Source organism: Streptomyces violaceus (genome assembly GCF_036014075.1).
In the GTDB taxonomy this organism is placed as follows: domain Bacteria; phylum Actinomycetota; class Actinomycetes; order Streptomycetales; family Streptomycetaceae; genus Streptomyces; species Streptomyces violaceus.
Genome location: NZ_CP107911.1, coordinates 3,226,808 through 3,246,867, shown reverse-complemented (window position 1 = coordinate 3,246,867; position 20,060 = coordinate 3,226,808). Strand labels below are relative to the sequence as shown.

The 20,060-nt window shown below is 71.2% G+C and carries 18 protein-coding genes; 12 read left to right on the top strand and 6 right to left on the bottom strand.

What is annotated here, in order from left to right; translation table 11 throughout:
- The first annotated feature begins 64 nt into the window (after positions 1–64).
- The 5 genes from OG542_RS14405 (at position 65) to OG542_RS14385 (ending at position 4,432) form a co-directional block, all read left to right on the top strand.
- Positions 65–1,099 (top strand): sugar kinase, encoded by a 1,035-nt coding sequence (locus OG542_RS14405; RefSeq protein WP_328411188.1) that lies wholly within the window; start codon positions 65–67, stop codon positions 1,097–1,099.
- A complete protein-coding gene (locus tag OG542_RS14400) occupies positions 1,096–1,857 on the top strand; it encodes an IclR family transcriptional regulator (protein WP_328411186.1) in 762 nt (253 codons plus the stop codon). Before OG542_RS14405 ends, OG542_RS14400 begins: the two co-directional genes overlap by 4 nt.
- The gene (locus tag OG542_RS14395) at positions 1,854–2,264 is read left to right on the top strand and encodes a RidA family protein (RefSeq protein WP_328411184.1); all 411 of its coding nucleotides are present in this window, start codon (positions 1,854–1,856) and stop codon (positions 2,262–2,264) included. The genes OG542_RS14400 and OG542_RS14395 overlap by 4 nt, the downstream gene beginning before the upstream one ends.
- A gap of 102 nt (positions 2,265–2,366) precedes the next feature.
- Entirely contained in the window at positions 2,367–3,845 is a 1,479-nt protein-coding gene (locus OG542_RS14390; RefSeq protein ID WP_328411182.1) for a GntP family permease, read from the top strand.
- 65 nt (positions 3,846–3,910) lie between these two features.
- Positions 3,911–4,432 (top strand): hypothetical protein, encoded by a 522-nt coding sequence (locus OG542_RS14385; protein WP_311127498.1) that lies wholly within the window; start codon positions 3,911–3,913, stop codon positions 4,430–4,432.
- Between the two features lie 22 nt (positions 4,433–4,454).
- Here the strand turns inward: OG542_RS14385 and OG542_RS14380 are convergent, their stop codons facing one another.
- Entirely contained in the window at positions 4,455–5,807 is a 1,353-nt protein-coding gene (locus OG542_RS14380) for a M14 family metallopeptidase (protein WP_311127499.1), read from the bottom strand.
- 286 nt (positions 5,808–6,093) lie between these two features.
- Here OG542_RS14380 and OG542_RS14375 point away from each other — a divergent pair, with 286 nt between their 5' ends.
- The 5 genes from OG542_RS14375 to OG542_RS14355 all read left to right on the top strand — a co-directional run bounded on the left by OG542_RS14375 (position 6,094) and on the right by OG542_RS14355 (position 13,357).
- The gene (locus OG542_RS14375) at positions 6,094–9,852 is read left to right on the top strand and encodes a LuxR C-terminal-related transcriptional regulator (RefSeq protein WP_328411180.1); all 3,759 of its coding nucleotides are present in this window, start codon (positions 6,094–6,096) and stop codon (positions 9,850–9,852) included.
- A gap of 43 nt (positions 9,853–9,895) precedes the next feature.
- On the top strand, positions 9,896–10,807 hold the full coding sequence (locus tag OG542_RS14370) for an MEDS domain-containing protein (protein WP_328411178.1): 912 nt from the start codon (positions 9,896–9,898) through the stop codon (positions 10,805–10,807).
- 97 nt (positions 10,808–10,904) lie between these two features.
- On the top strand, positions 10,905–11,387 hold the full coding sequence (locus OG542_RS14365; RefSeq protein ID WP_229845399.1) for an ATP-binding protein: 483 nt from the start codon (positions 10,905–10,907) through the stop codon (positions 11,385–11,387).
- A gap of 159 nt (positions 11,388–11,546) precedes the next feature.
- Entirely contained in the window at positions 11,547–12,863 is a 1,317-nt protein-coding gene (locus OG542_RS14360; RefSeq protein WP_328411176.1) for an Nramp family divalent metal transporter, read from the top strand.
- Positions 12,864–12,880: 17 nt separating this feature from the next.
- Positions 12,881–13,357, top strand: a complete 477-nt coding sequence (locus OG542_RS14355) for a hypothetical protein (protein WP_328411174.1) — start codon at positions 12,881–12,883, stop codon at positions 13,355–13,357.
- A gap of 6 nt (positions 13,358–13,363) precedes the next feature.
- Here the strand turns inward: OG542_RS14355 and OG542_RS14350 are convergent, their stop codons facing one another.
- From OG542_RS14350 to OG542_RS14330, 5 genes are read right to left on the bottom strand one after another with little or no spacing between them, the layout of a single operon-like run.
- Positions 13,364–15,052 carry a chitinase gene (locus OG542_RS14350; protein ID WP_328411172.1) on the bottom strand — a complete coding sequence of 563 codons (1,689 nt, stop codon included), beginning with the start codon at positions 15,050–15,052 and terminating at the stop codon, positions 13,364–13,366.
- Positions 15,053–15,083: 31 nt separating this feature from the next.
- Positions 15,084–15,494: a hypothetical protein gene (locus tag OG542_RS14345; protein WP_328411170.1), complete on the bottom strand. Its 411-nt coding sequence runs from the start codon at positions 15,492–15,494 to the stop codon at positions 15,084–15,086.
- Positions 15,494–15,925, bottom strand: coding sequence for a DUF3592 domain-containing protein (locus tag OG542_RS14340; protein ID WP_328411168.1), 432 nt, complete (start codon positions 15,923–15,925; stop codon positions 15,494–15,496). The genes OG542_RS14345 and OG542_RS14340 overlap by 1 nt, the downstream gene beginning before the upstream one ends.
- A 2-nt stretch (positions 15,926–15,927) precedes the next feature.
- On the bottom strand, positions 15,928–16,485 hold the full coding sequence (locus tag OG542_RS14335) for a hypothetical protein (protein WP_328411166.1): 558 nt from the start codon (positions 16,483–16,485) through the stop codon (positions 15,928–15,930).
- 20 nt (positions 16,486–16,505) lie between these two features.
- Positions 16,506–18,065 (bottom strand): hypothetical protein, encoded by a 1,560-nt coding sequence (locus OG542_RS14330; protein WP_328411164.1) that lies wholly within the window; start codon positions 18,063–18,065, stop codon positions 16,506–16,508.
- A gap of 382 nt (positions 18,066–18,447) precedes the next feature.
- Between OG542_RS14330 and OG542_RS14325 the strand changes: the two genes are divergently transcribed.
- Together OG542_RS14325 and cpaB are read left to right on the top strand one after the other, a co-directional pair.
- On the top strand, positions 18,448–19,281 hold the full coding sequence (locus tag OG542_RS14325; RefSeq protein ID WP_328417904.1) for a hypothetical protein: 834 nt from the start codon (positions 18,448–18,450) through the stop codon (positions 19,279–19,281).
- 70 nt (positions 19,282–19,351) lie between these two features.
- A complete protein-coding gene (gene cpaB / locus OG542_RS14320) occupies positions 19,352–20,059 on the top strand; it encodes a Flp pilus assembly protein CpaB (RefSeq protein WP_193481760.1) in 708 nt (235 codons plus the stop codon).
- The last annotated feature ends 1 nt before the right edge of the window (position 20,060 follow it).

Sequence of the window (20,060 nt, the reverse complement as noted above, 5' to 3'; positions counted from 1 at the left end):
CATCTCGGCCACCCCCGGTCAATGAAACGGCCACCGACCGACCCGACGAGGAGCTACGAGCATCGTGACCCCCACCGGACCCTGCAACGCCCCCGACGTCGTGGACGTCGTCGCGCTCGGCGAGTCCATGGTCACGTTCCTGCCCTCCCGGCCGGGGCGGCTCGCCGACGTGCCCTCCTTCGACCGGGGCATCGGCGGGGCGGAGTCGAACGTGGCGTGCGTGCTGGCCGCCGCCGGGCATTCCGCGCGGTGGGTGAGCCGGGTGGGGGACGACCCGTTCGGTGATCACCTGGTCGAGGCGATCGGCGGGTACGGGGTCGACGTGGCACACGTCCGGCGCGACCCAGACCGCCCCACCGGCATCTACTTCCGCACCGCCGGGGACCGGGCCACCGACGCGCACGAGGTGGCGTACTACCGGGCGGGTTCCGCGGCGTCCGCGATGAGCGTGACGGACCCCGATCCGGCGGCGGTGCGCGCGGGGCGCGTGCTGCACCTGTCCGGGATCACGCCCGCGCTCTCCGCGAGCTGCCTGGACCTGATGCGCGAGCTGACCGCCCGCCGGCCAGGCCGCCCCCTGGTCTCCTTCGACGTCAACCACCGGCCCGGGCTGTGGGGCGACACCGACGCCCCGAAGGTGCTGCGGGACCTCGCACGGGGCGCCGACCTCGTCTTCGTGGGGCAGGACGAGGCCTGGGGACTGCACAGCGCCGAGGCCGTCCGCGCCGCCCTCCCCGAACCCGACGTGCTCGTCGTCAAACAGGGCGCCGCCGGGGCGACCGTCTTCGAGAAGCAGGACGTCACCTTCGTGCCCGCCCCGCGGGTCGACGTCGTCGCCGAGGTCGGCGCCGGCGACGCCTTCGCCGCCGGGTTCCTCTCCGCCACCCTGCGCGCCCTGCCCGTCCGGGACCGGCTGCGGCACGGGCATCTGATGGCCGCCGCCGCGCTCACCGTCCCCGGCGACCACGCCACACCCCCTTCCCGGGAGCACGCCGACCGGCTCGCCGCCCTGGACGACGCGGCATGGGGGAGACTGCGACTCGGCCCGGGCTGGACCGAGGAGGCACAGCGGGCCGACGAGGAGGTACGTACGCCATGAGCCAGACCGTCGACCGCGCACTGAGCATCCTGCCGCTGCTCGCCGAGGGCCCCGCCGACCTGGGGCAGGTCGCCGACCGCCTCGGCGTGCACAAGTCCACCGCCCTGCGGCTCCTGCGCACCCTGCACGAGCACGGCCTCGTCTACCGCCAGTCCGACCAGCGCTACCGCCTCGGCGCCCGCCTCTTCGCGCTCGCCCAGGAGGCGATGGAGAACCTCGACGTCCGCGAGATCGCCCATCCCCACCTGGTCCGCCTCAACGAGAGCTGTGGCCACACCGTGCACCTGGCCGTGTACGAGGAGAACGAGGTCCTCTACATCGACAAGGTCGAGAGCCGCTACCCCGTGCGGATGTACTCCCGGATCGGCAAGCCCGTCGCCATCACCGTCGCCGCGGTCGCGAAGCTGCTGCTGGCCGACCTGCCCGAGCACGAGCGGCGGGCCGTGGCGGAGAAGCTCGACTACCCCACGTACACGTCCCGTTCGACACCCAACGCCGGCGCGTTCCTGCGCGAGCTGGACAAGGTGCGCGAACAGGGCTGGGCCACCGACCTCGGCGGCCACGAGGAGTCCATCAACTGTGTCGCGGCGCCCATCCGCGGCGCCGACGGCCGGGTCGTCGCCGCGATGTCGGTCTCCGCGCCGAACGTCGTCGTCACCGCCGAGGAACTCCTCACCCTCCTGCCGCTGGTGCGCCGTACGGCGGACGCCATCAGCGGCGAGTACTCCGGCAGGACACCAGTGAAGGGCACCGTATGACGGACAAGACCGCACTCACCCCGAAGACCCACACCACCCCGCCGGCGAAGTTCTCGCACGGTGTGAGGAAGGGCAACATCCTCCAGGTCGCCGGCCAGGTCGGCTTCCTGCCCGCCGAGGAGGGCAAGGCGCCCACGCCCGCCGGGCCGACCCTGCGCGAGCAGACCCTGCAAACTCTGGCCAACGTCAAGGCCATCCTCGAGGAGGGCGGCTCCGGCTGGGACGACGTGATGATGATCCGCGTCTACCTCACCGACGTCGACCACTTCGCCGAGATGAACGCGATCTACAACGCGTACTTCGAGGAGCAGGGCCTGACCCAGCCGCCCGCCGCGCGCACCACGGTCTACGTCGGCCTGCCCGCGGGTCTCCTGATCGAGATCGACGCGCTGGCCGTGCTCGGCTGACCCTCCACACCACCTCGCTCTTTCAGGCGCGGCGCCACCGGTGCGCCGCGCCGCGCTCCCCCCTACCCCGAAACTGCATGCATTTAAGTAGAGGACCCCCAAATGTCCCATCCGCTCGCCGCGTCCGCGCCCGCCGAGACCCCACCCCACACCGGAGGCCTGCTCCTCCTCGTCGACGGCACCGCCGGACTCCTGCTCACCGCCGCGCTCGGCATAGCGCTCCTCCTCTTCCTCATCATCAAGATGAGACTCCAGCCGTTCGTCGCCCTGCTCGCGGTCTCCATAGCCGTCGGCCTCGCGGCCGGTCTGTCGGTCACGGAACTCTTCGGCACGGTCCAGAAGTCGGACGCCGTCTCCACGATCGAGTCCGGCATGGGCGGCATCCTCGGCCATGTCGCGATCATCATCGGCCTGGGAACCATGCTCGGCGCGATCCTCGAAGTCAGCGGCGGCGCCGAAGTGCTGGCGAGTCGTCTCCTCGGCCTGTTCGGCGAGCAGCGCGCCCCGCTCGCCATGGGCCTGACCGGCCTGATCTTCGGTATCCCGGTCTTCTTCGACGTCGGCATCTTCGTCCTGGCACCGATCGTCTACGCCGCCGCCAAGCGCTCGGGCAAGTCGATCCTGCTCTACTGTCTGCCCCTGCTCGCGGGCCTCTCCGTCACCCACGCCTTCCTGCCCCCGCACCCCGGCCCGGTGGCCGCCGCCGGTCTGCTGCACGTCGACCTCGGCTGGGTCATCCTCATGGGCATCGTCTGCGGTCTGCCCGCCGTGCTGGCCGCGTGGGCGTACTCGGCGTGGATCGGCCGCCGCATCTTCGTCGCCGTTCCGCAGGACATGGTCGAGGCGGCGGAGGAGGCCAAGCAGGCGGTCCTCGACGAGCAGCGGGCGACCGGCACGGAGCCGCGCGAGCAGCCGGTCTCCCTCGGCACGGTCCTCGGCATCATCGGCACCCCGCTGGTCCTCATCCTGGCCGCCACCTTCTCCTCGATCGCCCTCGACCACTCCACGCTCCGCTCGGTGATCGAGTTCTTCGGCCACCCCTTCGTGGCGCTCACGCTCGCCCTGTTCCTCGCGTACTACCTGCTCGGCATCCGGCGCGGCTGGTCCCGCAAGTCCCTGGAGACGGTGTCCACGGCGTCCCTCAAGCCGGTCGGCAACATCCTGCTGGTCGTCGGCGCGGGCGGCATCTTCGGCGCCGTCCTCAAGGCCAGCGGCGTCGCCCAGGCGCTCTCCGACACGTTCAACGACGTGGGCCTGCCGGTGCTGATCCTCGCCTACCTGATCTCCGTGGTCCTGCGCGTCGCCCAGGGCTCAGCGACGGTGGCCATCGTCGCGACGGCGGGCATCGTGGCCCCGCTCCTCTCCGAGGGCGACCACTCCCAGGCGTTCGTCGCCCTGGTCATCATGGCCATCTCGGCCGGCTCCATCTTCGCCTCGCACGTCAACGACGGCGGCTTCTGGATGGTCGCCAAGTACTTCGGCATCAGCGAGCGGGACACGCTCAAGACGTGGACGGTGCTGGAGAGTGTGCTGTCGGTGGCGGGGTTCGCTGTGGCGGCCGTATTGAGCCTGTTCGTGTAGGCGTCTGATAACGATGCTGGGGCTGGTTGTGTGCGGCACAGGTTTGTCGACCATACTGCTCCGCTGTGGAGCAGCGCATAGGTTCGAGCAGCCAGCCCCTGGAAGGCGCCGGATTCGACCCGGCCTTCATCCCCGGGCTCACGTCACCCGCGTCCGGACGGACGAAGGACGAGGAGCCGGAGAAGGAGCCCGAGGTCGCGGAAGCCGAAGACGCCGAGGAGACCGAGGAAGCCGAGGGGGCCGAAGAGGCCGCCCCGGAGCCGGAGGAGGATGCCGCCGAGGAGGACCCCGCACCGGAAGGCGGTCCCGTCTTCGAGGCGTCCGACCGCCGCGCGAAACTGGTCGCCGACCACAGAGGCGTACGCCTCTCCCTGGACGACCAGGAATGCGAGTTCCGCTGGGACGAGATCGGCGCGGTCGAGACGGAGACCGCCCGCTTCGGCAAGCGCTACACCGTCACCGTCCACACCCCTGACCGGCGCTGGTACCCGATCGAGATCGAAGCACCGGCCAGGAGCCGTTTCACGGAGTGGGACAGCCAGTTGGACGCGGTTCTGGACGCCTACTTCGAGGAAGACGCCGAGTAAGGGGCGCGGGGAACCGCGCACCTCAGCTGCAGTACTGGCTTTCCTTGCCGATCGACCGGTACATGCAGTCCGCGTTCTCCAGCAGTTGCAGCACCGCATCGCGGTTACGCGAAGTCTCCCGCTCGATGACCTCGTCGGGCGGGTAGAACCCGCCTCCACCGGACCTCGGATACATCTCGAACGTGTACCCGAAGATCTTGTGTGTGCCCCAGAGGTAGTCGTCGATCGACCCGTCCGTGATGTACAGGTCGCTGGACTGCTCCGCCGTGTAGCCGTTGCTCGCGGCCATCTTCTGGCCGACCGCCTTGAACGCCGCGTGGTCGTCCGCGGTCATCCCGGTCGTGGTGTCCGAGTACGTGTAGCCGAACGGCCACAGCACCAGCTCGCTGTACGTGTGGAAGTCGACACCGGCCTTGATCTGCTGCTTCCCGCCGACGACCCGGCTGCGCACGAAGTCGGCGACGACCTTCACCTCGGGCGCCGACTCCGCCGCCGTGCCCCGGTAGGTGTCGGAGGACGCCGAGCCGGAGGAGCCGCCGCAGCAGCCCCAGCGGTAGTTCCAGTTGCGGTTCAGGTCCGTGCCGACGTACGACGAACCCGAGTTGGGCTGGCGGTTCTTGCGCCACGAGCGGTACGACCCGGTGGCGATGTCGTATTCGCCGCCGTCCGGGTTGATGTCCGGGACGATCCAGATCTCGCGGTTGTTCACCACGCTGGTGACGCGTGAGTCGGAACCGTAGTCGGAGGTCAGCTCGCGCAGCAGGTAGAGCGCCATCTCGACGGTCAGGTGCTCGCGGGCGTGCTGGTGGTGCGTGAACAGCACCTCCGGCTCGGCTTCGTCGCTGCCGACGTTGTCGCTGATCTTGAGGGCGACGATGTCCCGGCCCTGGTGCGACTTGCCGATCACGCGCCGGCTCGCGATCGACGGGTTGGCCGAGACGATCGAGTTGATCTCGGCCGTCATCTCCGCGTAGTTGTGGTAGCGCGAGTCGGCGGACGGGAAGTCGAAGACCCGGACGTCGTCCTCGCCGGCGGACCGGTCGGGAACCGCGCCGAGTGCGGTGACCTCGTAGCCCAGTGCGCGCAGCTTCTTGATCTGGTCCGCGCGGCCGGAGACGACGACACCGTGCCCGTGGGCCTCGTCCACGGTCACGCCCGTGCGCTGAAGTGCCGTGCGGTCCTTGGCCGTCGCGTGCAGATGGACCTCGTACTGCCTGACGTCGTCGGCCGAAGGGGCCGCCTTGGGCGCGCTGTCGGCGGTGGCGTCCGGCGCCGTCGCGGACAGGGGCGCCGCGAGGGCGAGGGCGAGAAGGGCGGCGAGGGCGGCGGTGCGTCTGCCGGTGCCGGCCCCGGAGCCTCGTATGCGAAGTCGCATGAAATCTCCTTGTGGGAGGTGGGGTTGTTCCGTGCGACGTGCGACGTGCGACGTGCGTAGTGCGGGTGGCGCACATCGTTCTGCCAATGGCATGAGCAGGTCAAGACTGAAAGCGGTCGCGCAGTGTACGCGTGCGGCGTGGCCGTCGAGGTGTCCTGGGCGAAGTACACCCACTGGTGTGACTCGCGCGTGCATATATGTACGCCAGGGGAGAGAGTGAGGATCCGCGCAAGGGGAGCCGGACTGTCCGGATCCTCGGACCACACCCCCAGAGGACTGGCTGATCATGGGCGGATCAGCGCCACGACGGGACCACCAGCTACCGGCCGAGACGACCAGCTTCGTCGACCGGCGTGGCGAACTGACCGAGGGCCGCGAACTGCTGGCCCGCGCACGGCTGGTGACGCTGACCGGGCCGGGCGGCGTCGGCAAGACCCGGCTCGCCGCGCGCATCGCGGCCCGCGTGCGGCGCGCGTTCCCCGACGGCGTGCGCTTCGTGCACCTCTCCGGGCTGCACGATCCGGCGCTCGTCCCGCTCGCAGCCGCCGACGCGCTGGGGCTGCACGACCACTCTGCCCAGCCGCCGCTGGACGCCCTCGTCGAGCAGGTACGGGACCGGCGGCTGCTTCTCGTCGTCGACAACTGCGAGCATCTGGCGGGCGCGTGCGCCCAGTTGGCCGCGGCCCTGCTGCGCGGCACCGAGGGTGTCCGGATCCTCGCCACCAGCCGGCACCGGCTCGGCCTCACCGAGGAGCACCTGCTGGAGGTACGGCCGCTGCCGGTGCCCGACCCGGACGGTGACCTGTCCGCCGCCGAGGGGTATCCGGCCCTCACCCTCTTCGCCGACCGTGCCGCCGCGGTCGTCCCCGGCTTCCGGCTCACGCCGGGCAACCTCGCGTCCGTGGCCCGCCTCTGCCGCCGCCTGGACGGCCTGCCCCTGGCCATCGAACTCGCCGCCGTCCGTATGCGCGTCCTCGACGTCGACCAGCTCCTGGACCGCCTCGACGACCGCTACCGCTTCCTCACCACCGGCAGCCCCGCGGCCCTGCCCCGCCACCAGACCCTGCGGGCGGCGGTCGCCTGGAGCCACGACCTGTGCACCGGACCCGAGCAGGTGGTGTGGGCCCGGCTGTCGGTCCTGGCGGCCACTTTCGACCTGGAGACGGCGGAGGCGGTGTGCGCGGACGACACGGGGGAGGGGGACGCCGGCTGGGGAACGGGCCGGGCACCGGCCGGGGTTCTCCTGCCGGAGGGCGCGACGGGCTTCGCCGACGATGCCGGGAGCCGGGGAGCGGCGGCCGGAGAGCGCCTTCACCCCGCGCATGCCCTCACGGGGCCCAAACCGCCCCCGCACGACGACGGCCCTGGCAACCCGACGCCGCCCACCCTCGGCCCGGCCGACGGAATCGCCCCGAGGCCCGTACTACGCCCCTACCCCCTGGCTGCTCCCCGCTCCGGTGACGGCCCTGACAGCGGGATGCCGCCCTCACCCGTGCCGGGCCCTGTGGGTGTGTCGCTGTCTGGGGGCGTGCCGGGCCCTGTGGGTGTGTCGCTGTCTGGGGGCGTGCCGGGCCCTGTGGGTGTGCTGCCGTCTCCGGGCGTGCCCGGCCTTGGCGGCGCGACACTGCCGTCACTCGCACTCGGCCCTGGCGGTGCGACGCCGCCCTCGCCCGTGCCCGGCTCTGGCGGTGTGCCACTGCCCCCGGTCGTGCTGTGTCCGGGCGGTTCGATGCCGTCCCTGGCTGTGTCCGGCTCCGGTGGTGTCGCCGCGCCCCTGGCCGTGCCCAGCCCCGGTGGTGTCGCTGCGTCCCCGGCTGTGTCTGGCCCCGGTGGCGTCGCTGCGTCCCCGGCTGTGTCTGGCCCCGGTGGTGTCGCTGCGTCCCCGGCCGTGTCCGGCCCTGGCCGTGTGCCGCTGCCTCCGCCCTTCCCCGGCTCTGGCGGTGTGCCACTGCCCCCGGTCGTGTTGTGTCCGGGCGGTTCGATGCCGTCCCTGGCTGTGTCCGGCTCCGGTGGTGTCGCCGTGCCCCGGGCTGTGCGCAGCCCCGGTGGTGTGGCCGAGTCCCCGGCTGTGTCCGGCCCTGGCCGTGTGCCGCTGCCTCCGCCCGTGTTGGGCCCCGGTGGTCTGACGTTGCCCTGGCCCGTGCCATGTCCGGGCGGTGTGACGCCGTCCCTGGCCGTGCCCAGCCCCGGTGGTGTTGCTGCGTCCCTGGCTGTGCCCAGCCCCGGTGGTGTTGCTGCGTCCCTGGCTGTGCCCGGCTCCGGTGGTGTTGCCGCGTCCCCGGTCGTGTCCGGCTCCGGTGGTGTTGCCGCGTCCCCGGTCGTGTCCGGCTCCGGTGGTGTTGCCGCGTCCCCGGTCGTGTCCGGCTCCGGCGGTGTTGCCGCGTCCCCGGCCGTGTCCGGCCCTGGCCGTGTGCCGCTGCCTCCGCCCGTGTTGGGCCCCGGTGGTCTGACGTTGTCCTCGCCCGTGCCATGTCCGGGCGGTGTGACGCCGTCCCTGCCCGTGCCCAGCCCCGGTGGTGTCGCCGCGTGCCCGGCCGTGTCCGGCCCCGGTGGTGTCGCCGCGCACCCGGTCGGGGAGGCCGTGCACGCCGTTGGCGACTGGCATGCCGGGCCCGGCCCGGTCGGACTCCGTGCCGACGACGTCCTCGACGCCGTCGCCGGGCTCGTGGACAAGTCCGTGTTGTGCCGGGAGCCGGGGCCCGGCGGGGTGCGGTACCGGATGCTCGACACGCTGCGGCAGTACGGGCTCGAGCGGTTGCGACGGACGGCCGGGGAGGAGAAGGCCGCGCGGAGGCGACAGCGGGACCGGATGCTGCGGCGGGTCGAGGACTGTGAGCGCGGCTGGTTCGGGCCCGGGCAGCCGGAGACCGTCGCCCGGCTGCGTGCCGACCGGGACAACCTGCGCGCCGCCCTCGACTTCAGCCTGTTGACCCCGGGCGAGGAACGCGCCGGACTCAGACTCGCCGGCACCCTCTGGTTCTACTGGCACGCCTGCGGAGCCCCCCGCGAGGGCCTGTACTGGCTCGAACGGGCCCTGGCCGCCAGCCCCGAACCGACCCGGGAACGGGCCCGCGGCCTCTGGGTCGCCGGGCTGCTGGCCGCCACCACCCAGGACTTCCCCCGGGGCCACCGCCAGGCCACGGAGGCCCTCGCCCTCGCCCGTGCCCTGGGCGACCCCGCCGAGGCCGCCCACGCCGAGTACGTCATCGGCGTCATCCGGCTGTTCGGCGACGACCTGCCCGGCGCGCTGACGCACTTCGAAACCACCGTCGCCCGCGGCCCCGTACCCGGTCAGCACCTGAGCCTCGTAGGCCTCGACCAGGTCGAACTCGCCTGCGCGCTGGGCTTCCTGGGCGAGGCCGACCGGGCCGTCGAGATCTGCGAGCAGGCCCTGCGGCTGTGCGAGCGGCACGGCGAGCAGTGGGTACGGTCGTACGTGCTGCGCATCCTCGCCCTCGCGCACACCGTGCGCCGCGACTGGCCCCGGGCCGAGCGGCACGCCCGCGAGGCCCTGCGGCTCAAACACGCCGTCCACGACATCATCGGCATGGCCCTGACCCTCGACCTGCTCGCGTCGATCGCCGGCGAACGCGGCGCCCACCGGCACGCGGCCCTGCTGATGGGCGGCGCCGACCGGGTCTGGGCCGACATCGACACCGGCCGCTGGGGCGCGCACACCCTCAACTCCGTACGCCGGGACAGCGAGGAGCGGGCCTGCCGGGCCCTGGGACGGGACGCGTTCGAGCGGGCCCACCGACGCGGCGGCGGCCTCGGCCTCGCGGAACTCGTCGGCCAGGCGCTCCAAGAGCCGGCCCGCCCGCGCCCCGGGGACTCCCCCGCCCCGCACGACGACACCACGGTCCGCCTGACCCGCCGCGAGACCGAGGTCGCCCGGCTCGTCGCCGAGGGGCTCGCCAACCAGCAGATCGCCGACCGCCTGGTGATCGCCCGCCGCACCGCCGAAGGCCATGTGGAACGCATCCTCAGCAAGCTCGGCTTCAGCAACCGCAGCCAGATCGCCGCCTGGGTGACGGCGCAGCGCTGACCCTCCCGCACCGGCAAACCCACCCATCTCCCGAGGGCAACGCATGACCGTCCAACAGCCCTCCGTACCCGCCCCGTTCGATCACCGCATGGCCGTCTTCGACTCCGACGAGGAGTTCGTGGCCGCCGCCCTGCCCTTCCTCGGCGAAGGCCTCGCCGCCCCCGGCGAACCACCGCCCGTGGCCATCGCCGGCCCCCGCAACCTGGACCTGCTGCGGGACACCCTCGGCGGCGACGCCAAGAACGTCACCTGCATCCCGCACACCGACTGGTACACCGGCTCCGCCGCCAACGCCGTCGCCCGGGCCGCCGCCTACCTCGCCGCTCATGCCGGCCCGGACGGCCGGATCCACCTCCTCATGGAGCCGGTGTGGAGCGGCCGCGCCGGCCGTTCGACCCGCGAGACCACCGAGTGGATTCGCTACGAGGCCCTCGCCAACCCCCTCTTCGCCCCCATGGCCACCACCGCCCTGTGCGCGTACGACACCCGCACCGCCGGGCCCGCCGTCGTCGCCGCGGCACGCCGCACCCACCCCGACACGGACGTGTACCAGGACCCGGTACGGCTCGCGGCCGAACTCGACGCCGTACCGCTGCCGCTGCCCCCGGTCGGCGCGCGGCGCCTCGCACAGCCGCACGCCGGGGCCGTCCAGTCCTGGGCGCAGACCCGGGGACTGCCCGCCGCGGACGCCGAGCTGTTCGCCACGGCCGTCGCGGAGACCGCGGCGGCCCTGGCCCCCCTCGACGGCACCGCCCTGCTGTGGGGCGAGGCCCCCGCCTGTGTCTGCGAACTGCGCTCGGCCCGCCGTATCGACGACCCGCTCGCCGGCTTCGTCCCACCACCGGCCACCGGCCCGGAACCCGGACCGGGCCTGTGGTACGCGCGCCAGGTGTGCGCGTACGTCGACATCCGCGACGACACCCAGGGAGCCACGGTCCGCCTCCAGTACGGGTGACGCCGCCACCGCACGGCGCCCCCACCTGCACAAGCAGGTAGGGGATCGGGTAGTCCTCCCCCTGCGCCGGACCGCCCCCGGGGATCACCCTGGACCCATGCTGCAACTCTCCGGGCGCCACCTCCCGGACCCCGAGGCACGGTACGGCCCGTTCCCCCAGCCACCGCTGGGAGCCGGCTACCTGAGCGTCGAGTACGCGCCCCGGCTCTCCGCCGTCCGCGAGGCACGCGCGGAGGTCCGCAGGCAGTTGGAAGGCTGGGGGCTCGCGGAGCGCGGTGAGGTGGCGGACGTGGCCGAACTGCTCGTCGGCGAACTGGCCACCAACGCCCTGGTGCACGCCGAGAGCCGCTTCCGGCTGACCCTCTTCGCCGCGCACGGCGTACTGCGCTGCGAGGTCGCCGACGCGGAACGCCGGGTGCCGCGGGTGCTGGAGGCGGACACCGGGGAGAGCGGCCGTGGGATGTTCCTGGTGGACGCGCTCGCCCAGCGCTGGGGCTGCCACCGGGACGGGCCGGGCAAGACCGTGTGGTTCGAGCTCGGTACCTGCGGATCGGACGGCTGTGGTCGGCGACAGCCGTGACGCTCCGCTGGGTGGGCCATGGCGGTTTGTCACAGCCGCCTTGGCCTGTTCCCGGTCTGCGGGTTCGTTGTGGCTTGTCGCGCAGTTCCCCGCGCCCCTGAGGGGCGGTGTGCTCACGCCCTCTTGTCGGCCCGGCCTCATTGCGGTTTCTTGATCTGCATGGCGGACATCACGGGAAACCCCACGGAGAACGAAGCCCAGCACCCCCCTCAGCCCCGTAAGGCGAGCTGGAAGTACATCGGGCCGGGCATCGTCGTCGCGGCGACCGGTGTCGGCGCCGGGGACCTGGTCGCCACGCTCGTCGCGGGCAGCAACTTCGGCTACACCCTCCTGTGGGCCGCGATCATCGGCTGCCTCGTGAAGATCTCGCTCGCCGAGGCGGCGGGCCGCTGGCATCTGTCCACGGGGCGCACCCTGTTCGACGGCTGGGCGAGCCTCGGCCGCTGGACCACGTGGTTCTTCGCCGTGTACGTCGTGGTCTGGGGCTTCGTCTACGGCGCGGCGGCGATGTCGTCGAGCGCGCTGCCGCTGCAGGCGCTGTTCCCGGACGTGATGGACCTGAAGTGGTGGGGCATCGCCTGCGGTCTGGTCGGTCTGGTCTTCGTCTGGTTCAACAAGTACGCGGTGTTCGAGAAGGTCATGACGGTCCTGGTGGGCGTCATGTTCGTGGTGACGGTGTACCTGGCGATCCGCGTCACCCCGAACCTCCCCGACGCCTTCGCCGGTCTCCTCCCGGTGCTGCCCGACGAGAAGGACTCGATCCTCAACACCCTGGGCCTGATCGGCGGCGTCGGCGGCACGATCACGCTCGCGGCGTACGGCTACTGGGTCAACGCCAAGGGCTGGACCGACAGCGGCTGGATGAAGGTCATGCGCCTGGACAACCGCGTCGCCTACGCCACCACGGGCATCTTCGTGATCGCCATGCTCTTCGTCGGCGCGGAGATGCTCCACTCGGCGAACGTCGCGATCGCGAGCGGCGACAAGGGCCTGATCCAGCTGGGCGACATCCTGGAGGCGGAGTACGGCGCGGCGACGGCGAAGTTCTTCCTGATCGGCTTCTTCGCCACGTCGTTCACCTCGCTCATCGGCGTCTGGCACGGCGTCAGCCTGATGTTCGCCGACTTCGTGGCCCGCCTGTCGGGCAAGGGCCAGGCCAAGGGCGAGGAGGTCGCCTCGGGCGCACGCGAACGCTCCTGGCCCTTCCGCGCCTACCTGCTGTGGCTGACCTTCCCGCCCATGATCCTGCTCTTCGAGGGACAGCCCTTCCGTCTGATCATCATCTACGGCGTCCTGGGCGCGGCCTTCATGCCCTTCCTGGCCGGCACCCTGATCTGGCTCCTCAACTCCTCCCGCACCCCCCGGGAGTGGCGCAACGGCCCGGTCAGCAACGTGATGCTCGCGATCGCGGGCCTGCTCTTCCTGGTCCTGTGCGTGAAGCAGATCTGGGACCAGCCGTGGGGGGAGTTCTTCTAGGCGGGGAGAATCGACGGATGACCGAGCAGCCACCTCCACCTCCCGGCCCCGGCTTCGGCCCGCCCCCGCCGCAGTACGCGCCCGCGCAGCCCTCCTACGCGCCCCCGCCCTCCCCGTACACGCCCGCACCACCCCCGTACACGCCCGCACCACCCCCGTACACGCCCGCACCACCCTCTTACGCTCAGACCCCGGCCCAGCAGCCGGCACCGGCCGGACCGGATTTCCTCGCCGTCGACAAACGCAACGCGGTCGTCGTCGACGCGACCGGCGTCGCCTTCGAGTCGTCCGGCCGGACGATCGAGTTCCGCTGGCCCGAGATCCGAGGCGTCCACTACCGGGCGAGCCCCGACGGCAAGGCCCTGATGGTCTCCGTGGTCCACATGGACGGCCGGTTCTACGAATGCGTGGTGGAGGCCAAACCCAGGACCCGGCTTCAGGAGTGGTTCCCGCAGCTGGCCTGGGTTCTCGGCCACTACCGTCCGATGGGCTAGGGGTGCCTACGGCAGCCCGTGCACATGCGGACCCACCGCGTTGGACCACGCGTTGCCCGCCGTCGCGTCCCAGTTGGTCGACCAGGTCATCGCGCCCCGCAGGCCGGGATACGTCCGCGAGGGCTTGAAGGACCCGCACCCCGTGCCCTTGGTCAGGCAGTCCAGGGCGTTGTTCACGACGGACGGCGACACATACCCGCTCCCCGCGCCCCGGGTCGAGGCCGGCAGGCCCAGCCCCACCTGGGACGGGGCCAGGCCGCCTTCCAGCTGGATGCAGGCCAGGGCGGTCAGGAAGTCCACCGAGCCCTGGCTGTAGACCTTGCCGTCGCAGCCCAGCATCGAACCGCTGTTGTAGTACTGCATGTTGACGACGGTGAGGATGTCCTTGATGTTCAGCGCGGTCTGGAAGTAGGAGTTGGACGTCGACTGCATGTCGATGGTCTGCGGTGCCATCGTGATGATCAGCGACGAGCCCGCCTTCGCCGAGAGCGACCGCAGGGCTTGGGTCATGTAGGTCGCGTTGAGCCCGTTCTCCAGGTCGATGTCGACCCCGTCGAAGCCGTACGTCTGCATCAGGGAGTGCACCGAGTTCGCGAAGTTCGCCGCCGAGGCCGCGTCGTTCACCGCCACCGTGCCCCGCTCACCGCCGACCGAGATGATGACCTTCTTCCCGGCCGCCTGCTTGGCCCTGATGTCGGCCTTGAACTGGTCGACGGTGTAGCCGCCCAGCCCGGCCGAGTCCAGGTTGAAGGTCACCGCGCCCGGCGTCGAGGTCGCGTCCGCGAAGGCGACGGCGACGATGTCGTACTGCGACTGGACGTCGGCGAGCTTCTGGACCGCGGCGCCGTTGTCGAAGTTCTGCCAGTAGCCGGTCACCGCGTGCTTGGGCAGGGCGGGGCCGGGCCCGGTCGGTGCGTTCGTCCGGCCCGTCACCGCCGCCGACTTCGCCGACTCGCCCGCCGCGTTGGTCGCCGCGACCTGGAAGGAGTACGACGTCGAGGCCGCGAGCCCGGTCACGGTCGCCGAGGTGCCGGAGACCGCCGTCACCTTTGTTCCGTCGCGGTAGACCGTGTAACCCGTCGCCCCCGAGACCGCGTTCCACGCCAGTGACACCGACGAGGAGGACGTACCGGAGACGTTCAGACCGCCCGGCGTGGCCGGGACCGTGGGGCCGGGGCCGGTGCCGCCGCCCCCGTCGGGCCCGAACACCGACACCTCGTCCGCGTAGTACGCGGCCTGCCCGTACCAGCCGTGCGTGTACACCGTCACCGAGGTCGTCGACGAGCCCGTTCTGAAGGTCGTCGAAAGCTGCTTCCAGGAGGAGGAGTCCGGGGTCCAGGTGGACACGTCGGTCGTGCCCGTGCCCGTGACGCCGAGGTAGGCGTATCCGCCCCGGACCCAGGCGCCCAGGGTGTAAGTCGAGCCGGGCTTCACCCGCACCGTCTGGGCGCACCGGGCGTTGTCCTGCCCGGCCGGGGTCCCCTTCAGCGCGGCCGTGCCGGCGTGCACCGGGGAGGGGACGGTCGTACCGCTGCCCGCGGAACAGGTCCAGTCGCTCAGGCCCGACTCGAAGCCGGCGTTCCTGGCGTTGTTGACGTCGGCGGCGGACGCCTGGCCGACGGTCGTGACAGTGAGGGCCAGGGCAGCCGTGACGGCACCCGACCACAGCCGCATGGATCGTCTGTGTCTGGACATGACAAGAAAATGGTCCAGACCAGAGAGGCTGTCAAGAGGTCCAGACCAAACGGTCCAGCAGCACTCCCACCGCGCAGCCCGCCAGCAGCACCCCGGTGGACATCCAGAACGCCGTGCCCGCCGGATCCAGCACATCCGGCCGCAGCGCCAGCAGCAGCACCTGCGCCGCCGCCGGAGCCGCGCACGCCGCCGCCAGATGCCGTACCGGCATCTCCCGCCACGGCTCCGGATGCACCCGCGCCGCCGCCCAGGTGGCGAGCACGACACACACCAGGTTCGGCAGGTGCACCAGCGCCAGCGCCGCACCGAACGAGCCGACACCCCGCGGGCCGACCAGGTTGCCGTACACCAGCGTCATCTGGACGTACTCGCTGACGACGAGGACGACGATGCCGACGGCCCAGCAGCGGACGAGGACCGTCAACCGCTCCCCGAGATCCATCAACCGCTCCCGAAGATCTCGACGTACAGAAGGGTCGCGAAGCCCAGCGCGGCCATGCCACAGCCCGCGACCAGGGCCAGCGACTGGAGCACCGGGGACCAGCTGCCCCGGCCCGCCACCGTCGCCGTGCCCCGCGGGTCACGGGGGTCATAGGTGACGGTGACCGAGGTGCCCTCCGTCGTCGACCAGCCCGCCAGGTCCTCGAACTCGACCCGTGTGCCGTCGGCTGTACGGAAGGCGAAGAAGTGCCGCCTGGCATCGGAGCGGCTGTACGGCTCCGTCTCCACCCGGACGCACTCCCCCTCCGCCCGGACCCCGGCGCGCAGCACCCGCGTCACCGTCACCAGCCGCCGCGCGTACTTCCACGCCAGCGCCCCGAACAGCGCCACCAGCAGCGCGAGTACGACGTATCCGGCGCCCGGCGCCTCCACGGTCAGTGCACCTCGACCGAGTCGATGATCCGGTCCAGGTCCCCGTCCGGCAGGGACCCCTCCTGGGCGTCGATACGGACCGCGAAGCTCCGCTCCGACGAGTCCAGTCCGGCCAGGATCACGCCCTGGACCGGGGTGCCCTTGGGCGGGCCGCCGTCCTCGCCGGTCGCCTTGAAGGTGAAGTCGATCCGCCTGGCCTCGTCCGTGCCGGCCAGCTCCACGTCCTTCTGGCCCTCGACGTCCGCGCCCAGCTGGATGCCCGCCTCGGCGGCGATCGCGGCCTGCTCCGCGGAGTTCGCCTCGGTGAAGCCGAGCTGCACGGTGATGACCGAGACCTTCTTCCCGTCCCGCGTGTGCACCGCGGCGGCCGCGTTGTGCTTGCCCCGCTCGGCGGCGCTCTGCGCCTCGTACCCCTTCGGATACGAGACGTCGACGCCCTTCGTCTTCAGCGTCCCCCAGCCGTCGGGCACGGAGGCCCCGCCGGAGCCGGAGCTCCCGCAGCCGGTCAGGGCCACGGCGGTCAGCAGGGCGGCGGCCAGGCAGGCAGGGCGGGTCTTCATCGGATCGGGCTCCCATCTCGTCAGTTCGCACAGTAGCTGTAGGGAAGATAGGAGCGACCGTCCCCGCGGGGCGCCCCCAGGAACTCGGCATCGGTCAGCGTCTCCGACTTCTTCTCCGTGCTGATCGTCATGCCCAGACTGAGCCCGAGATTCAACTCGAAGCCGTACTCGGCCGCGTTCACCTCGCCCGTGTACGTCATCCGGCTCGACTTGCCCTGGTCGAACATCAGCTGCCCGAAGGGGTCGTCGGCGCCCGGCCGGGCGGTCGGCGCGTGGTCGTCGAACATGTATGTGAAGGGCGTGGCGACCTGCTCGTTGTTGCTGTCCAGCCAGCGCTCGCCGACCGCCCGGTCCTGGTCGCCGGCCGGGCCGGGGTCGAAGGTGACGGTGTTGGTGACGATCTCGATGCCGGTCCCCGAGTCGGTGCCCTTCACGCCGGCGTTCCCGCCCCGCTTGTCGCCGTCCTTCTTGCCGTTGTCGCCGCTGGCCTTGGCCCCGTCCTTCTGGCCGCCCTCCTCGACGGTCCGGGTCATGTCGATCCGCACCAGCTTGCCGGTCTCCTTGTCGTAGGTGACCGTGATGGTGCCGGTCTGCGTCGTGTTCGCCGCGTACTCGCCGCCGAGCGGGCCCGCCTCGTAGCCCACCTTGGAGCCGTACTCGATGGACGAGGAGTACGTGTACGACTTGGTGTTCTTGTAGGCGTTGTCGGTCCAGGTCACCTCGGGGGAGTACTTGAAGGTGCCGCCGAGCGCGGCGCTCAGCTTCTTCTCGTCGCCCGCCGAGATCTTCAGGCCCGCCGACGCCGAGGCCTCCAGGCCCACCTTGCCGTAAGTGATCTTCCGGTTGTCGCCGAGGTTCTCCTTGACGCGGTTCTGGGTGTCCTCCTCGTCCTTCAGCGGCCCGGTCCCGAAGAGGTAGGCGATGCTGTCGCCGAGGCTCGCCTCCGCACCGCCGGGCATGGTGCGCCGCATCTCGTACATCTGGAGTTTCTCCACGTCGTCCCGGAACCGCTGGGCCTCCTCCGGGCTCTGGAAGACCCAGGTGTCGCCGTTGGTCACCTTGATGCCGAGTCCCAGCTCCACCTTGTCGGCGCCGAACCGGCCCACCTTCATGCCGGGTTTGAAGTCCTTCTTCGCCGCCACGGACGCGGCGTCGGTGAAGGTCAGATAGACCAGCTGGTCCTTGTCGTCGACCGTGCCGTCCCCGTTGACGTCCGTCTTCGCCTTCAGATGCTGCTCCTGGAAGCCGTACTCCTTGCCGATCTCCCAGAAGAAGATCTTCGCCTTGGAGCCCGCCTTGTCGGTGACGGAGGAGACCTGGCACAGCGCCGGCTCGAAGTCGGCGTCGGTGAGCGGCTTGCCCGGCCCGGTCCCACCCGCCCCGCAGCCGCCGTCGCCGGCGACCCTGCAGATCTGCGCGGCGATCCTGTCGTAGATCAACTGCCCGACGCCGGTGGCCGAGACCGCGAGCACGATCGCGGCACTGACGACGACCATCCCGAGATACTCGGTGCCGGTCGCGCCGCGGTCGTCGAAGACCGGTCTGTCCCTGTACGTCCGTATGCCGCCCCCGCCAGCCATACGGCACCCCTCCTTGCCCGAACCACCTATCCGTGGACGGCGAGCGTAGGGACGCGCCCCCGCGCCGGGCGTGGGCCTCAGGGCCCAAACGGAGACCCACAGTCAACGCTGGGCCCTCTGGGCCCACCACCCGGCCCCCCCCGAGTCCTCGCCCACGACCGGCAAGATGCTCAACCTGCCCCGTTTTGACGCATCTTGTGCAACGACAGTTGCTCCCCAGCTACACAAACGCTGTTCTCCGGTCACAGAGCCGTGGATACAGTGCTGAGGTAGTCACGCAGTGAAGTCACCGACGTGTGCCGGAGTCACACCGGCGCGCCGACGGGCATGGGGAAACGGGGAGCTGCGCGTGCCAACTGCCATTGCCGTGACAAGCGCCGACATGGCGCTGCCGCCACAGGACGAACGCACCCTGCCCGCCGTCGTGCTGCGGGACATCGACCGGCGCCCCCTGGAACAGGCACTCGCCGAGATGCAGGCCCTGGTCGAGCACCACGGACACGTGATCGTGGTCTGCTCCCAGGCCGCACCCACCGCCGTACGGCGCCGGCTGCACACGCTGCGCTCCCTCATGGAGAGCGACCGCATCGCCCTCTTCCACCCGGACCTGCCCCCGCTCGGACTGGCGGTTCTGGCACGCCAGTTAAGACAGCTGGCGTCCTGCGACATCAGCCCCGGCGTGCTCGCCTCGGCAGGCCGGCTGCTCGTCCACTACATCCACGCCGGGGCGCTGCTCAACTCCGTCACCCGGCTCGACCGAGTCCCCGTCGGCCTGAAATCGCACGCCAAGTCCTGGGTCCCGGGCAGCCAGTTCGGCGTCCTCGCCCACCCCGAGCCACAGCTCGTCAGAATCACCCCCGAAGCCGCCCTGCCCGGCCCCGAGTTCGGCACCTGGATGCTGGTCGCCAAGGGACAGCTCCAGTCCGACTGGGTCACCGCCACCCTCGCCCCCTCCTGGAAGGTGCAGGGGCTGCGCGAGACCCCGCTCCCGGCCGAGTCGCCCGGCTGGTGGGGCACCGGCAAGCTGATCGAGTTCTGCAGCTACCTGCCCGACCTGTCGGTCCTCTACCAGCTGGTCACCTCCGTACGGCGCAGCAGCTGCCACTGGTGCGGCATCGACGTCATCGGCGACCGCTGCGTGTTCTGCTCGGCCACACCACCCGTCCACGACAGCCCGCCCCTCAAACAGCTCGAGAACCGAACGGCCGTCGGGTGAGCCCTGACACCGCTCGTCAGCACTGCTCCGATCCCGCCCGACCGATATCCCCAACGAGGTTGTACGGTTCATGAATTCCCGTCAGCGCCGCGGCGTGATTCTCCTGCTCCTGTCGGTCGTCTGCGCCCTGGGCGCCTTCACCGGCGTGCTCTCCGTCATAGGCGACGTGAAGTCCAAGGTCGGCCCCGAGGTCACCGCCTACCGGCTGAAATCGGACGTGCCGCCCTACACCACTCTCACCACGGGCCAGTTCGAGAAGATCAAGATGCCCGAACGGTGGCTGTCCAGCAACGCCGTCACCGATCTGCGGGAGATCCAGGGCAAGATCGCCGTGACGACGCTGCGTTCGGGCTCCCTGCTCCAGTCCGACATGATCGTCCGCCAGCCCGCCCTCCAGCCGGGCCAGCAGGAGGTCGCCATCATGATCGACGCGGCGACCGGCGTGGCCGGCAAGATCACGCCCGGCTCCTCGGTCAACGTCTACGCCACGTTCGAGGGCAAGCGCGAGGGCGACCCCGACCAGTCGAAGATCATCGTGACGAACGCCAAGGTCATCGACGTGGGCGACCTGACCGCGCTGAAGCCGGACGAGAACAACCGCACCCAGCAGCCCACCGACGCCGTCCCGATCACCTTCGCGCTGTCCGCCCTCGACGCCCAGCGCATCACCTACGCCGAGTCGTTCGCCCAGCGGGTCCGGCTCGCCCTCGTCGCGCCCGGCAGCGACACCACGGTCCCGGAGCAGGACCGGACGTACGAACTCGCGAAGGACAAGTGAG

Excerpts from the sequence above, each read along its gene's own strand:
- OG542_RS14380 (WP_311127499.1), bottom strand. The coding sequence starts at position 5,807 with ATGCGACTTCGCATACGAGGCTCCGGGGCCGGCACCGGCAGACGCACC.
- OG542_RS14325 (WP_328417904.1), top strand. The coding sequence starts at position 18,448 with ATGGCGCTGCCGCCACAGGACGAACGCACCCTGCCCGCCGTCGTGCTG.
- OG542_RS14400 (WP_328411186.1), top strand. The coding sequence starts at position 1,096 with ATGAGCCAGACCGTCGACCGCGCACTGAGCATCCTGCCGCTGCTCGCC.
- OG542_RS14355 (WP_328411174.1), top strand. The coding sequence starts at position 12,881 with ATGACCGAGCAGCCACCTCCACCTCCCGGCCCCGGCTTCGGCCCGCCC.
- OG542_RS14335 (WP_328411166.1), bottom strand. The coding sequence starts at position 16,485 with ATGAAGACCCGCCCTGCCTGCCTGGCCGCCGCCCTGCTGACCGCCGTG.
- OG542_RS14360 (WP_328411176.1), top strand. The coding sequence starts at position 11,547 with ATGGCGGACATCACGGGAAACCCCACGGAGAACGAAGCCCAGCACCCC.
- cpaB (WP_193481760.1), top strand. The coding sequence starts at position 19,352 with ATGAATTCCCGTCAGCGCCGCGGCGTGATTCTCCTGCTCCTGTCGGTC.
- OG542_RS14390 (WP_328411182.1), top strand. The coding sequence starts at position 2,367 with ATGTCCCATCCGCTCGCCGCGTCCGCGCCCGCCGAGACCCCACCCCAC.
- OG542_RS14395 (WP_328411184.1), top strand. The coding sequence starts at position 1,854 with ATGACGGACAAGACCGCACTCACCCCGAAGACCCACACCACCCCGCCG.
- OG542_RS14330 (WP_328411164.1), bottom strand. The coding sequence starts at position 18,065 with ATGGCTGGCGGGGGCGGCATACGGACGTACAGGGACAGACCGGTCTTC.
- OG542_RS14345 (WP_328411170.1), bottom strand. The coding sequence starts at position 15,494 with ATGGATCTCGGGGAGCGGTTGACGGTCCTCGTCCGCTGCTGGGCCGTC.
- OG542_RS14375 (WP_328411180.1), top strand. The coding sequence starts at position 6,094 with ATGGGCGGATCAGCGCCACGACGGGACCACCAGCTACCGGCCGAGACG.
- OG542_RS14350 (WP_328411172.1), bottom strand. The coding sequence starts at position 15,052 with ATGTCCAGACACAGACGATCCATGCGGCTGTGGTCGGGTGCCGTCACG.
- OG542_RS14365 (WP_229845399.1), top strand. The coding sequence starts at position 10,905 with ATGCTGCAACTCTCCGGGCGCCACCTCCCGGACCCCGAGGCACGGTAC.
- OG542_RS14370 (WP_328411178.1), top strand. The coding sequence starts at position 9,896 with ATGACCGTCCAACAGCCCTCCGTACCCGCCCCGTTCGATCACCGCATG.